Genomic DNA, 13,281 nt, shown 5'->3' on the forward strand with positions numbered 1-13,281 from the left:
ACCCCCGCACAGTTGATTAGGTCATCTTTGGAGCTTAAAAGGCGAACAAAGATGCCAATCAACCACTGCGTCATACAGTTATTTCTATTAAATATAAAATAAATATAAAAGGCTAGACAATTTTTGCCCAGCCTTTTTTTGACGAATAACAACCCCTACAGTATAGAACTGTAGGGGTTGTTTTAGACACTTTTTCCAGAGTGGAGACTAACGGGCAAGAAATAACCGGTAGTCGCTACTTTTTTTCCTTCGATCTTTTGGAGTAAAAGATCCACCATGAGGATAGCAATGTCTTCGAGGGGTTGTTTGATGGTTGTCAGTTCAGGTGTATAGGTCTCGATGAACTGGGTTCCATCATAACCAATCACTTTCAAATCCTGAGGAATCTGAATATCTAATTCTCTAGCGACTTTCATGATCAAGATCGCCGTCAAATCATCGGAAGCAAAAATGGCATCTGGTTTGTGGTGGGTTAAAATCTGTTTGATTTCCATTTCTTTGCGAATAGGGGAGAAATCACTGGAAACATTAATGATCATGGACTCAGGTAGAACTGATGCAAATCCCGCATGACGCAAGCCTGTTGGGGAGTTGGAGTTGTCATTCCCTGTGATCATGATAATATTTTGTGCTCCGGTTTTTACTAAAGTTTCTGCTGCAAGCACCCCGCCAGCGTAGTTGTCTGAAGAGACAACCGGAATTTCTGGGGAGAGGTTGCGGTCAAAAGCAATGATAGGAGCAGTTACCCGGTTGTAATCTTCAATGCCCAAATTATGGCTTCCTGAAATGATGCCATCTACCTGGTTGGCCTCCAACATCTCAATATATTCGCGCTCTTTTTCGGAGTCGTGCTCACTATTGCAGATAATGGTTTTATAGCCGTGTTTGAAGAGTTGGTGCTCTAGTTTGTCGATTAACTCAGCATAGAAAACATTGCTGATGTTGGGAAAGATCAAGCCGACTAACTTGGCTGATTTTCCTTGGAGGCTACGAGCAACATTATTAGGTTTATAGCCCAATTCTCGCATGGCTTCTTGGACTTTTTGGATCGTTTTTTCAGACAGGTATCCTTTTTTATTGATAACCCGTGAGACAGTAGTAGGGCTGACACCGGCGAGTTTGGCGACATCAGTTAGCTTTGCGACCATAATCAAGTTCGTAGTAAGTTCCAGTAGGGGTTCCAGACTTGATCAAGATTCCATTTTGATCTGCATGTGGGTAGACCCGACCAGAAAATACTTTTTCTCCTTTATTGATAAAGATTTCAAATATCGAATTGTCAATGAAAATATTAGCAGTTGTCGCTTGGTTAGCGATTGTGCAGCTACGGCTCGTACCGAAATCTTGGGCATATTGCTCACCAGCCTGGCTACGATCGACTGTGACCAATCCTTTAGCCAGATCAAATGTGAGAGCTAAGCCCTTTCCTTCTGCATCGGCAAAGAGGACGATTTCGTTCTGGCTATCCTTTTCAAACTGCAATTCCAATTCATAGCAGTTCTTGGTTTGAGCCTTGTTGGCAAATGCCTCACTCTCAGCGCGCAAGTCCTTGATCGCCTCAACTGGGTATTGGTAGAGCTTGCCATCTTTGATGGTTAATTCTTTGACCAGTGAGAGAGCTCCTTGGTAGTCATAGGAATCCGTTGGATAAGAAACGTCTGGAAGACCTAGCCAGCTAACAGTATAGGCACGTCCATCGGGAGCATTAAATCCTTGAGTCGCATAGGCTTCAAAACCATAGTCGAGATTATGCAATTCAGATACATCAACCATTTTGGCCTTTTCTGGGTCAAAGCTTGCCCCAATCTTGTACATATTTGGATAGATATTGTCATAATCGAGAACTGATTTATCTAAGCCTTGAGGACAGTAGAGGAGAACGGGTTGGTCTCCAACAAAGACGAGGTTGGGACATTCCATCATATAAGCGGTCCGATCGTTTGCAAAATCCAAGTCACCGACTGCAACCCAGTTGGTATAGTCGTTATCTACAGCCTTATAGAGACGGATGAATCCTTTCTTCTCAAGGTCTTGACCGCCAACGATTGCGTAGAATTGACCCTTGAAATTAAAAATCTGTGGGTCACGGAAGTGATCCGTAGAGTCAGCCGGTTGATCAATCAAGATTTTGTCAATTTTTTCAATCTTTCCGTCTTTGTCCATCAAAGCACCGACTTGGTAAGGATGACGAACCCATTCTGCATCACGAACATTTCCAGTGTAAAATAGGAATAGTTTGTCATTAAACTGCATGGCTGATCCGGAATAAGCTCCATGGCTATCCAGATCTGTGTCTGGAAGAAGCGTTACACCAGTTTCTTTGAAATGAACCAAGTCTTCACTTTCTGTTTGGACCCATGATTTTAACCCATGGGCTGCACCAAATGGGAAATTTTGGTAAAACAAGATCCATTTTCCATCAAAGTAGGAAAAACCGTTAGGATCATTTAAGAGACCAGCTTTTGGCTCAACATGATAGTGTGTATGCCAAGGAGATTTGGCCATATGATCTTGGATGGCTTGCTTTTCCTCTGTTGTCCAGTCTTCGTAACGTCGGTAACGACGTTCAGTTGTCCATTCCATTTTAGTCCTCCGAATTTTTTCTTACTTCCATAGTACCGATTTCCTATTAAAAATGCAAGCGATAAATGAAAAAAATGGCAAAAAATGTCAAACGATTGACATCTATTTTGCACCTTGAGGAAAGGAGGAGAAGTTGAAAATCCATGAAAAAATGAAAGAAAATGAAAATAAAAGACTGAATCAAAGTGCTAAAAAGCGTAGCATAGGCATATCTTGAAATGAAAATAGTTTCATACTATCAAAAAGTGTCAAAATGTCCAAAAAAGTTTCAAAAAAATCCTGCAAAACGCTTGACATATTTTCAATACGTGGTACAATTAAAAACGTAGAAACGATTTAACCGTTTACATTACAAAAAATAAGGAGATTTTTGCAAAATGTCAAATACAGAAATTGCAAAGCAGGTCATCGATGCAATCGGTGGGGTTGAGAACGTTAGCAGTGTTGCTCACTGTGCGACTCGTCTTCGCGTGATGGTAAAAGATGAATCAAAAATCAACAAAGATGTTGTTGAGAACATTGAAAAAGTACAAGGTGCTTTCTTTAACTCAGGTCAATACCAAATCATCTTTGGTACTGGTACTGTAAACAAGATCTATGATGAAGTAGTAGCTCTTGGCTTACCAACATCATCAAAAGATGAAATGAAAGCTGAAGCTGCTAAACAAGGAAACTGGTTCCAACGTGCGATCCGTACCTTTGGAGACGTTTTTGTGCCAATTTTACCAGCGATCGTTGCAACTGGATTGTTTATGGGGATTCGCGGTGCTATTGCTCAAGACCAGGTTTTGGCTTTGTTTGGTACAACAGCAGATGCATTTAAATCTACTGATTTTTATACCTATTCAACAATTTTAACTGATACCGCGTTTGCCTTCTTCCCAGCCTTGATTTCATGGTCTGCATTCCGAGTATTCGGAGGAAATCCTGTTCTTGGGATTGTAATTGGTTTGATGATGGTTAGTCCGACACTTCCAAATGCGTGGGTTGTAGCGGAAGATCCTTCTAAAGCAGCAACATACTTTGGTATCTTCCATCATGTGGTTGGATTCCAGAACTCAGTTCTTCCCGCTTTCTTCGTTGGTCTAATTGGTGCGAAACTTGAAAAGTGGCTCCATAAGAAAATTCCAGATGTCTTAGATTTGTTATTGGTTCCATTATTCACATTGACAATCATGTCATTCCTCGCTTTGTTTATTATTGGTCCATTCTTCCACAGTATCGAAGAATATGTACTAAATGTAACTAAGTTTATTTTGAATTTACCATTTGGTCTTGCAGGTCTTCTTATTGGTGGCGTTCATCAGTTGATTGTCGTTACCGGCGTCCATCATATCTTTAATCTTCTTGAATCACAATTAATTACTGCAGATAAAAAAGATCCATTTAATGCAATTATTACAGCGGCTATGACTGCACAAGCTGGAGCTACTTTAGCAGTGGCAGTGAAATCTAAATCTCAAAAAGTGAAAGCTCTAGCATTTCCTGCAACTATCTCTGCCTTGTTAGGTATTACTGAGCCTGCAATCTTTGGTGTAAACTTGCGTTATGTGAAACCATTCGTTATTGCATTGGGAGCAGGTGCAGTAGGTGGTTGGATTGCATCTATGTTAAATCTTGCTGGTACAGGATTTGGTATTACAATTATTCCAGGAACGCTTCTCTATCTAAACGGTCAATTATTGAAATATGTATTTATGGTTGTATTTACAACTGCCCTAAGTTTCGGTTTGACTTATATGTTTGGTTATGAAGATGAAGCTTCATCAGTTCCTGCAGAGGACAAAGAAGCAGAAGCTATTATTGAAGAAGAAACAACTGGAGCTCTTCCAGCATCTCTTCAAGACGAAACCATTATCTCTCCGATCGTTGGTCAAGCTGTTGCTTTGTCTGATGTGAATGATCCTGTCTTCTCAAGTGGAGCGATGGGACAAGGAATTGCCATCAAACCAACTGAAGGCGTTGTCTATGCACCAGCTGATGCTGAAGTAACCATTGCTTTTGCAACTGGTCACGCTTACGGTTTGAAGACCGCTAATGGTGCTGAAATCTTGATCCACGTTGGGATTGATACCGTATCAATGAACGGTGAAGGATTTGATCAAAAAGTAGCTCAAGGTGATAAAGTGAAAGCTGGTGATGTCCTTGGTACATTTGATGCAGCGAAAATTGCCGCAGCTGGTCTTGAAGACACAACTATGGTGATCGTCACTAACACAGCTGACTATGCTTCTGTCACACCTGTTGCAACTGGATCTGTTGCGAAGGGTGATGCGATCATCGAAGTCAAAGCTTAATCGAAACAATAAGTTTTCAAGGACTGGTCTATCATCTCCAGTCCTTGAATTTTATTTCTCAAAAAAAGTGTGTTTTTTCTTTAGAGAAGAGAAAAAGATTGACTACAAAATATGCTATAATAAATACAGGATATTTTTCATAATAAAAAAGGAGCCAACATGACAAAATTATATGGAAGTTTGGAAGCTGGCGGTACAAAATTTGTTTGTGCGGTTGGTGATGAAAACTATAATGTTGTGGAAAAAGTACAATTTCCAACAACCAAGCCAATTGAGACGATTGATAAGTGTATTGAATTTTTCTCAAAATTTGAGGATCTAGTTGGGCTTGCGATTGGTTCATTTGGACCAATTGATATCGATCCAAATTCAAACACTTATGGTTTCATCACAACGACTCCAAAACCAAATTGGGCCAATGTAGATATCGTTGGGGCCTTCCGTCGTGCCTTGAATGTACCTATCTATTTCACAACAGATGTAAATAGTTCTGCCTATGGAGAAGTGGTCGCACGCAACAATGCGGGTGGTCATATCGAAAACTTGGTTTACTATACAATCGGAACAGGAATCGGAGCTGGTGTCATCCAACGTGGTGAGTTTATCGGGGGAGCTGGACACCCAGAAATGGGGCACTACTATGTTGCCCAACACCCAATGGATGTAGAAAAAGAATTCAAGGGTGTTTGTCCTTTCCACAATGGCTGTTTGGAAGGTTTTGCGGCTGGGCCAAGTCTCGAAGCTCGTACAGGTATTCGTGGGGAAAACATTGAACTCAACAGCAATGTATGGGATATTCAAGCCTACTACATCGCACAAGCAGCAGTGAATGCGACAGTTACCTTCCGCCCAGACATCATTGTCTTTGGAGGAGGAGTAATGGCTCAACAACATATGCTAGATCGTGTGCGAACGAAATTTACAGCTTTATTGAACGGTTACCTCCCTGTACCAGATGTGAGAGATTATATTGTGACACCTGCAGTTGCTGGCAATGGTTCAGCAACCTTGGGGAACTTTGTTCTTGCAAAAGAAGTGAGCGAGAAGCTTAAAAAATAAGTAGCAATTGTCTCTTAGAGGTTAGAAACAAGAGCGAGACCGAGACAGATTTGTCTCGGTTTCTTTCGTCTATCTATAAAGAAGAGAGGGAAGAAATGAAAAAGAATATTGTGAAGAATGTCTTATTCTTGGGTCAAAAGTCAGAAGAAGCGACACCTGAGGATCGCACCTTGGCTTTGGATTTGCAGGATACCTTAAATGCTCATCTCCTTGAGTGTGTAGGTTTGGCGGCCAATATGATCGGAGTGAAAAAGCGGGCGATTATCATTCGAATGGGAAATGAAAATCTGGTCATGTTTAATCCTGTTCTCCTTGAAAAGAAAAAGCCTTATCAAACAGAGGAAGGATGTTTATCTTTAGTGGGGAGTCGGCCAACAACTCGTTATGAGGAGATGACAGTGGCCTATCGAGATGTGAATTGGAAAGCAAAAACGATTCATTTGTCAGGTTTTCCAGCCCAGATCTGTCAGCACGAAATGGATCATCTAGAAGGCGTTATCATATAGAAGTGATGGATGGAGTCAATCTGGCTCCATTTTTTACTAGGAAAAAGTAATAGAAAAGTCGATTCTTGGAGACATAAAATTGATAAAAGCAAAAAAAGGAATAGCGGTTGTATAGAAAAAGAAGAAAGAAACAATAAAAAAGGAACCGTACTTGACAGGCTTTCTTAGGATCGCGTATACTAGTAGTACAAAAATGAGATGATAGACAGGAGTGCCAACATGAAGCCCAATCTTCAAGATTATCCGAAATTTTATCGTTGGCTAACCCTGCCTTTTACGAGAAAGCCACATCGTGTGCAGGTCCTTCAAAGGACGAATCGAATCTTGACGTTCGCCATGCCAGGCATCTACGGCCTGGTCTTTTGTTGGCTGTTTTTAAAGAAAACTTCAATGGGAGAAATCTGGCCTTTTATCTGGATCCCTGCTTCGGGTTTTGTCTTGTTTAGCCTCTTTCGTCATTGGGTCAATGTTCCGAGACCTTATGAAAAATGGGAGATTCAACCCTTATTAGAAAAGAATTCATCTGGTCATTCCTTTCCTAGCCGACATGTTTTTTCGGCGACCATTATCTCCATGTGTGTCTGTCAGTTGTCTCTTCCGCTAGGAATGTGCTCCATGCTCCTATCTCTTCTATTAGCCCTTGTTCGAGTTCTTGGAGGGGTTCATTATCCCAAGGATGTCCTCGTCGCTTGGGGGCTGGGACTCGTCTGGGGAGGACTCTTTTTGCTGGCTTGAATGAACAAATTGCTGAAAATTGACCTTTGTCTAACAGCGTATCATAGTGTATACTGGAAAGTGGACTTAGAATAGGAGAGAAGATGAAGTACAGAAAAGCAGAAAAAGCAGATCTGGATCAGGTGGTTCGAGTAGCCAGTACAGCCTTTGAGGACTATCTATTTTTAAAAGTTATCAAGGATTTGGTTCGGGATCCCAAGCAATACCCAGCCTTTGTTGAGGCAATGATGCGCATCCTGGTAAAGGTTTTTCTTAAGCACCATATTTGCCTTGTGGCAGAAAAAAATGATGAAATTTATGCAGTTGCCTTGTTGCAAAAGGGACCGATTCCTTTTCGGGCCTATCTCTTAAATGGGGGATTCGGTTTGCTCAAGTTTATTTCCTTGAAGAATATGTTGGCCTACTTTAAATTTATGGAGGACACGGATAAGGAATTGGAGCAAAATGTAGATTTTGATTGGTATTTGATGCTTCTCGCAGTCGCCCCTAAACACCAACGGCAGGGCTATGGCAGTCGCTTTATGACAGAAGGAATTGAACCTTTCTTGGAAGAAATCAAAGGGGAAAAACTAGCCTTTTATACCAATACCAAAGGAAATGTCTATTTTTACACGAAAAATGGCTACAAGGAAGTCTATTCAAGTGAGATTAGCTTTAACCAAGTTGAGATGGGCAGTTGGTATTTTTTGAAGGAACTAAAAAAACACTAAGGTTACAATCTTAGTGTTTTTTCATTGTAGCTGTGAATCTGCTTGAACACCGAATTTTTCAAAGAAAGCAGTTCGTTCTTCTATGATAGCATCGGTCGGATTCTTGATATTCCATAAGAGCTCAACAAGGTCTGGCGTGACTTCACGAAGCAGTTGCCCTAAGGACCAGATAGCCGTTGCAATATGGATCTGATTTTGTGAAGTCTCGATGATGTTCAGGAGTTTAGGGATGGCCGAGCGGTCATTGGCATTGGCTAGTGCGACGATGGCATTGCGCTGGAGGATATTCTTACCTCGCCAGCTTCCAGCAATGTTCCCGAATTTTTCCTTAAATTGTCCGTTGGACAGCTCGATAAAAGGAATCAACTCTGGATGAGCCAGATCTGGATCGATTTCTGTTGCTAAGGGATTATCTAGCCCTTTGTTATAAGGGCAGCTAATCTGACAGATGTCACAGCCATAGATGACCGTTTTAATTTTCTTGCGAAATTCTAGGTCCATCATGCCCTTGTCCTGAGTTTGAAAGGACAAACAGCGTTTGGCATTCATAGAGCCATCCCCGATTAAACAGGAGGTTGGGCAAGCATCTAAACAACGTCGACAGTCTCCACAACCATAGTCGACTGGTTGATCTGGTTCGATTTCGAGGTTGGTAATCAATTCCCCCAGAAACATGTAAGAACCGTATTCTTTTGAAATGACCAAGCCATTTTTTCCGATAAAGCCAATCCCTGCTCGTTGGGCGACGGCCGTATCAACCAGTGCTCCAGTATCGACCATGCCCTTGTATTCAAAATCTTGCGTCATTTCTTCAATCCCAGCAGCTAAGCGGTTGAGCTTGTCTTGAAGGACATAATGGTAGTCTAATCCCCAGCTGTTGGGCGTGAATTTTCCTCTTTTATAAGCCGTTTTTTGAGGTTGTTGCTTGAGTTTGTGGGGGTAGGCGACAGCGATTGAGATGATGGTCTTGGCGGAGGAGAGACTTAATTTGGGTTGGATGCGCTCTTCAATATTCTTATGCTCGAATCCAGAATTCCGTCCTTCCTCAACGGCCAAGCGGAGCGATTTTTCCAAATAAGCGAAGTCATCAGCGGTTGTAAAGCCAATTTTTGAAATCCCAATAGAATGCGCCAGTTGGATAATGTTTTCTTTTAGTGTCATTCCTTTCATTATACACAAAAATAAAGTTTCTGGCGAGAGAGGAAAATAATAGAAAGGGCTTTCAAAAGTTTTCTTTTTTTTGTATAATAGAAACATGAAATGCGAGGAGGATATTATGGGACAACCATTATTTTTACATTCAGTCATGCAGGAAAAAATTTGGGGAGGAACTCGTCTGAAAGAAGAATTTGGTTACGAAATTCAGAGCGACCATGTCGGTGAATTTTGGGCGATTTCAGCCCATCCGCATGGAGTTTCTAAAGTAGCCAATGGTCCATACGAAGGAATGGGATTGGATCAGCTCTATCAAGAGCATCGGGAATTATTCGGTAATCGTAAAGAGCCTGTCTTTCCTTTATTAACAAAGATTTTGGATGCCAACGATTGGCTCAGTGTACAGGTGCACCCAGATGATACCTATGCAATGGAGCATGAAGGAGAACTCGGAAAAACTGAGTGTTGGTATGTGATTGCGGCTGATGAAGGATCAGAGATTATCTATGGGCACAATGCCAAGTCAAAAGAAGAACTCCGCCAGCAAATTGAGGACAAGAACTGGGATGCCTTGCTGACAAAGGTTCCTGTCAAGGCTGGAGATTTCTTCTATGTGCCAAGCGGGACCATGCACGCCATTGGTTCTGGAATTTTGATTCTTGAAACCCAACAGTCGAGTGACACCACCTACCGGGTTTATGATTTTGACCGTAAGGATGCTCAAGGAAACTTGCGGGAACTTCACTTGGAAAAATCGATTGATGTCTTGAACATTGGAGAGCCTGCCAATAGCCATCCAGATACAGTTGTGATCGATGATCTTCGAATGACCACCTTGGTTGCCAGTGATTTCTTCACTGTTTATAAGTGGGAACTGACTGGAAAAGCTGATTTTCAAAAGACCGCTGATTACAGCTTATTGAGCGTCTTAGCTGGAGAAGGAAAATTGACGGTCGATGGAAAGGATTATCCTATTCAAAAAGGAAGCCACTTTATCCTACCGAGCGATGTTGAATCTTGGACTTTGGAAGGGCAAGGTTTAGAATTGATCGTGAGTCATCCATAAAAAAGAAAGGGTTTGAGTTAAAAGTTGTGAAACAACTCAAGCCTTTTTTATCTGAAAACTATTTTTATGTTAAGCCTTGACTCTGACCTAAGGGGAGGGGTTATACTATCCTTGTAAGGAGGAAATCATGTATCATATCAAAGAAGCTGCAGATCTGTCAGGTGTCTCTGTCAAGACCTTGCACCACTATGACAAGATAGGACTTCTCGTCCCTGTCAAATCTGAAAATGGCTATCGGACATACAGTCAAGAAGATTTAGAACGATTACAGGTGATTCTCTACTACAAGTATCTAGGATTTTCCTTAGACCAAATAGCAGAACTCTTAGCCGAAGAAAAATCTAACTTATTACCCCATTTAACCAAACAGTTGAACTATTTGACTCAAGAAAGACAACGTCTGGATACCTTGATTTCTACCTTGCAAAAAACCATTCAAGAACAAAAAGGAGAAAGAAAAATGACCATTGAGGAAAAATTTACTGGATTTAGCTACCAAGATACTCAAAAATACCAGCAAGAGGCGGTAGAGAAGTACGGTCAAGAAGTCATGGACCAAGCTCTCGAGCGCCAAAAGGGGCGTGAAGATGAGGCGACAAGAGCCTTTAATCAAGTCTTCAAAGTCTTGGCGAAAAACCTCCAAGCAGGTTTGCCAGTAACAGCATCGGAAAATCAAGAAGAAGCAGCCAAACTTTTAGACGCGATTCGAACGTATGGATTTGACTGCTCTATAGAGGTTTTTGGCCATATCGGCAAAGGCTATGTCTATAATCCAGAATTCAAGGAAAACATCGACAAGTTTGGAGTTGGCACAGCCCAGTACACTTCGGATGTCATTGCCTTTTATGTCGAAAATCAAGCAAAATAAAAAAGTGAGAGTGGGACAGAAATCGGTAATTCGTTAGAATTCGATTTCGTCGTCCCACCTCCGCACAGTTGAGTAGGGCTGTAAAAGCTGATGAAATCAGCGCAGTAGAGCCCACTCAACCACTGCGTCTTGCTCGACAATCCAAAAATAATTGAGAGGCTAGGATTTTTGTCCCAGCCTCGTTTTTTGCTTGGATCAATTTGAAAAGAAGCAGGCCGATCTAAAAGAGCTTGAATGGATGAACATAATGAAAACTTTATGAAAATTTCACTATTTCGGTTGACAGTCTTGAAAAAAAGGAGTAGAATAACCCCTGTTTTATGAAAAGAGGCAGGGAATCCCCGGCCTCATGATCTTTTTTCAAGGAGTTTTTTATGTTTTCAACATTGAAAAAATGGTTTATTGGCCGTCCGTTGAAATCTGGTGCAGAAGGTGAAGGTGGATTGCTAGGGAAAATGCAGGCCTTGGCCATGCTTTCTAGTGACGCACTTTCTTCTATTGCCTATGGTCCAGAGCAAGTTATCCTGGTCTTGATGACCGTATCAGCAGGAGCCATTTGGTGGTCCATTCCAATTGGGATTGTGGTCCTGGTTCTCCTAGCCAGTTTAACGATTTCTTATCGCCAGGTCATTCATGCCTACCCTCAAGGGGGAGGGGCCTACATGGTGACTACGGAGAACTTGTCTCCCAAAGCGGGGTTGATCGCTGGTGGGAGTCTCTTAGTCGACTACATGCTGACAGTAGCAGTATCTGTGTCTTCCGGTGCAGATGCCATTACGTCAGCGATTCCATCTCTTCATCCTTATAATCTTCACATTTCCATTTTATTGGTCTTGATCTTGATGCTGATGAACCTTCGGGGGCTACGCGAATCGGCCACATCATTGATGATTCCGGTTTACCTTTTCATTGTCAGTACCATTGCCTTGATCGGCTATGGTGTGATCCAAATCTTGACGGGTCACTTGGCCTATAACGCAACTGCTCATGTGGGTCAAACCATTTCAGGGGTTAGTGTCATTCTCTTGTTGCGGGCCTTTACGAGTGGATCCGCTTCCCTAACAGGGGTTGAAGCTATCTCCAATTCGGTTCCTTTCTTTAAGAAACCAAAAGCAAAGAATGCGGCCTCTACCTTAACCATTATGGCTTTGATTTTGGGGATCATGTTTGCAGGGATTACCTTCCTCAATTACTGGGTGGGTGTCGTTCCAGCAAAAGGGGTAACAACTCTAGCCCAAATGGCCCAAGCTATCTTAGGGAATTCCCCAGTCGGACAAGCCTTCTTTTACGTCTTTCAATTGTCAACAGCCTTGATCTTGGCAGTTGCGGCTAATACCGGTTTCTCTGCCTTTCCAATGTTGGCCTTTAACATGGCTAAAAATAAATACATGCCGCACATGTATATGGAAAAAGGAGATCGTCTGGGCTATTCTAATGGGATTTTGACCTTGGCGATTGGTGCCATCGTCTTGCTCTTGATCTTTGATGGACAAACAGAAAGCTTGATTCCGCTTTATACCATCGGGGTTTTCATTCCTTTTGCCCTTTCTCAAACAGGGATGGTGATCCACTGGAAACGCCAATATCAAAAAGGATTTCTTAAGTATTCGCTTGCCAATATCCTGGGGGCAGCCATCTGTTATGGGATTGTCTTGATCCTCTTATTATTCCGTTTGCGTGAGATCTGGCCCTTCTTCCCTATTATTGGTCTCTTGCTTTGGATGTTCTTGAGTATCCGTAATCACTATGATAAAGTTGCGGCCCAATTGCGCTTGGGAGGTCAGATCGAAAAGACAAGTTATGCGGGCAATACCGTGATTGTCCTTGTTGGGAATGTCACTCAGGTAAGTGTAGGAGCTATGAGTTATGCAAATAGCCTAGGAAACGATGTTATAGCTATGCACGTCTCAACGGAAGAAACCAAGGTCAAAGATGCTGAGGTAGCAGAAGAATTTAAGCGTTATTTCCCTCATATTCGCTTTGAAAATGTTATGACCAGTTACCGAGATATTATCCAACCAACGGTTGAATTTGTCTCAAAAGTAGCTGAGGAGGCCAAGGAAAAAGGGAACACTGTTACAGTCTTAGTTCCTCAATTTATTCCTAAAAAACATTGGCAAAATGTTCTCCACAACCAAATGAGTTTGAAATTGAAGTATGCACTTCGTTGGCATGAAGAAGTGGTTGTGGCAAGCTATTCTTACCATTTGTCTGAATAACGATCGCCTAAAGAAAAGATGTCTGCTTGAGCAGGCATCTTTTTGGATTTTCTCACATGAAAAAAACCACTCGAAAGTCTTGT

The 13,281-nt window shown here is 41.9% G+C and carries 11 protein-coding genes; 8 read left to right on the forward strand and 3 right to left on the reverse strand.

Translation table 11 applies throughout. The annotated features are described in order from the left end of the window. Positions 1 to 182: 182 nt before the first annotated feature. On the reverse strand, positions 183 to 1,148 hold the full coding sequence (locus RDV49_RS04170; protein WP_003008599.1) for a LacI family DNA-binding transcriptional regulator: 966 nt from the start codon (positions 1,146 to 1,148) through the stop codon (positions 183 to 185). After that, the gene (locus tag RDV49_RS04175) at positions 1,129 to 2,583 is read right to left on the reverse strand and encodes a sucrose-6-phosphate hydrolase (RefSeq protein ID WP_003008597.1); all 1,455 of its coding nucleotides are present in this window, start codon (positions 2,581 to 2,583) and stop codon (positions 1,129 to 1,131) included. The genes RDV49_RS04170 and RDV49_RS04175 overlap by 20 nt, the downstream gene beginning before the upstream one ends. Positions 2,584 to 2,960: 377 nt before the next feature. On the opposite strand from RDV49_RS04175, the gene RDV49_RS04180 reads away from it, so the two are divergent. The 5 genes from RDV49_RS04180 (at position 2,961) to RDV49_RS04200 (ending at position 7,890) form a co-directional block, all read left to right on the forward strand. Continuing rightward, positions 2,961 to 4,880: a sucrose-specific PTS transporter subunit IIBC gene (locus tag RDV49_RS04180; RefSeq protein WP_003008594.1), complete on the forward strand. Its 1,920-nt coding sequence runs from the start codon at positions 2,961 to 2,963 to the stop codon at positions 4,878 to 4,880. 159 nt (positions 4,881 to 5,039) lie between these two features. Further along, the gene (scrK, locus tag RDV49_RS04185; RefSeq protein ID WP_003008590.1) at positions 5,040 to 5,939 is read left to right on the forward strand and encodes a fructokinase ScrK; all 900 of its coding nucleotides are present in this window, start codon (positions 5,040 to 5,042) and stop codon (positions 5,937 to 5,939) included. A gap of 95 nt (positions 5,940 to 6,034) precedes the next feature. Beyond that, entirely contained in the window at positions 6,035 to 6,445 is a 411-nt protein-coding gene (locus tag RDV49_RS04190; protein ID WP_003008588.1) for a peptide deformylase, read from the forward strand. A 219-nt stretch (positions 6,446 to 6,664) separates the two neighbouring features. Next, positions 6,665 to 7,180 carry a phosphatase PAP2 family protein gene (locus RDV49_RS04195; protein ID WP_037608065.1) on the forward strand — a complete coding sequence of 172 codons (516 nt, stop codon included), beginning with the start codon at positions 6,665 to 6,667 and terminating at the stop codon, positions 7,178 to 7,180. Positions 7,181 to 7,263: 83 nt separating this feature from the next. Continuing rightward, positions 7,264 to 7,890 (forward strand): GNAT family N-acetyltransferase, encoded by a 627-nt coding sequence (locus RDV49_RS04200; RefSeq protein WP_003008580.1) that lies wholly within the window; start codon positions 7,264 to 7,266, stop codon positions 7,888 to 7,890. Positions 7,891 to 7,911: 21 nt separating this feature from the next. Here the strand turns inward: RDV49_RS04200 and queG are convergent, their stop codons facing one another. After that, positions 7,912 to 9,051 carry a tRNA epoxyqueuosine(34) reductase QueG gene (queG, locus tag RDV49_RS04205; protein WP_037608062.1) on the reverse strand — a complete coding sequence of 380 codons (1,140 nt, stop codon included), beginning with the start codon at positions 9,049 to 9,051 and terminating at the stop codon, positions 7,912 to 7,914. A 115-nt stretch (positions 9,052 to 9,166) separates the two neighbouring features. Between queG and manA the strand changes: the two genes are divergently transcribed. From manA to kimA, 3 genes are all read left to right on the forward strand, one after another. Then, entirely contained in the window at positions 9,167 to 10,111 is a 945-nt protein-coding gene (gene manA / locus RDV49_RS04210; protein ID WP_037608060.1) for a mannose-6-phosphate isomerase, class I, read from the forward strand. Positions 10,112 to 10,238: 127 nt separating this feature from the next. Then, on the forward strand, positions 10,239 to 10,979 hold the full coding sequence (locus RDV49_RS04215; protein WP_310744366.1) for a MerR family transcriptional regulator: 741 nt from the start codon (positions 10,239 to 10,241) through the stop codon (positions 10,977 to 10,979). Between the two features lie 374 nt (positions 10,980 to 11,353). Then, entirely contained in the window at positions 11,354 to 13,198 is a 1,845-nt protein-coding gene (gene kimA / locus RDV49_RS04220) for a potassium transporter KimA (protein ID WP_003008566.1), read from the forward strand. The last annotated feature ends 83 nt before the right edge of the window (positions 13,199 to 13,281 follow it).

This window comes from Streptococcus parasanguinis, from assembly GCF_031582885.1.
GTDB classification, from domain to species: Bacteria; Bacillota; Bacilli; order Lactobacillales; family Streptococcaceae; genus Streptococcus; species Streptococcus parasanguinis_M.

Bases quoted from the DNA above. Each gene is read 5' to 3' on its own strand.
- RDV49_RS04195 (WP_037608065.1), top strand. From the start codon at position 6,665: ATGAAGCCCAATCTTCAAGATTATCCGAAATTTTATCGTTGGCTAACC.
- RDV49_RS04200 (WP_003008580.1), top strand. From the start codon at position 7,264: ATGAAGTACAGAAAAGCAGAAAAAGCAGATCTGGATCAGGTGGTTCGA.
- kimA (WP_003008566.1), top strand. From the start codon at position 11,354: ATGTTTTCAACATTGAAAAAATGGTTTATTGGCCGTCCGTTGAAATCT.
- RDV49_RS04180 (WP_003008594.1), top strand. From the start codon at position 2,961: ATGTCAAATACAGAAATTGCAAAGCAGGTCATCGATGCAATCGGTGGG.
- manA (WP_037608060.1), top strand. From the start codon at position 9,167: ATGGGACAACCATTATTTTTACATTCAGTCATGCAGGAAAAAATTTGG.
- RDV49_RS04170 (WP_003008599.1), bottom strand. From the start codon at position 1,148: ATGGTCGCAAAGCTAACTGATGTCGCCAAACTCGCCGGTGTCAGCCCT.
- RDV49_RS04215 (WP_310744366.1), top strand. From the start codon at position 10,239: ATGTATCATATCAAAGAAGCTGCAGATCTGTCAGGTGTCTCTGTCAAG.
- queG (WP_037608062.1), bottom strand. From the start codon at position 9,051: ATGACACTAAAAGAAAACATTATCCAACTGGCGCATTCTATTGGGATT.
- RDV49_RS04190 (WP_003008588.1), top strand. From the start codon at position 6,035: ATGAAAAAGAATATTGTGAAGAATGTCTTATTCTTGGGTCAAAAGTCA.
- scrK (WP_003008590.1), top strand. From the start codon at position 5,040: ATGACAAAATTATATGGAAGTTTGGAAGCTGGCGGTACAAAATTTGTT.
- RDV49_RS04175 (WP_003008597.1), bottom strand. From the start codon at position 2,583: ATGGAATGGACAACTGAACGTCGTTACCGACGTTACGAAGACTGGACA.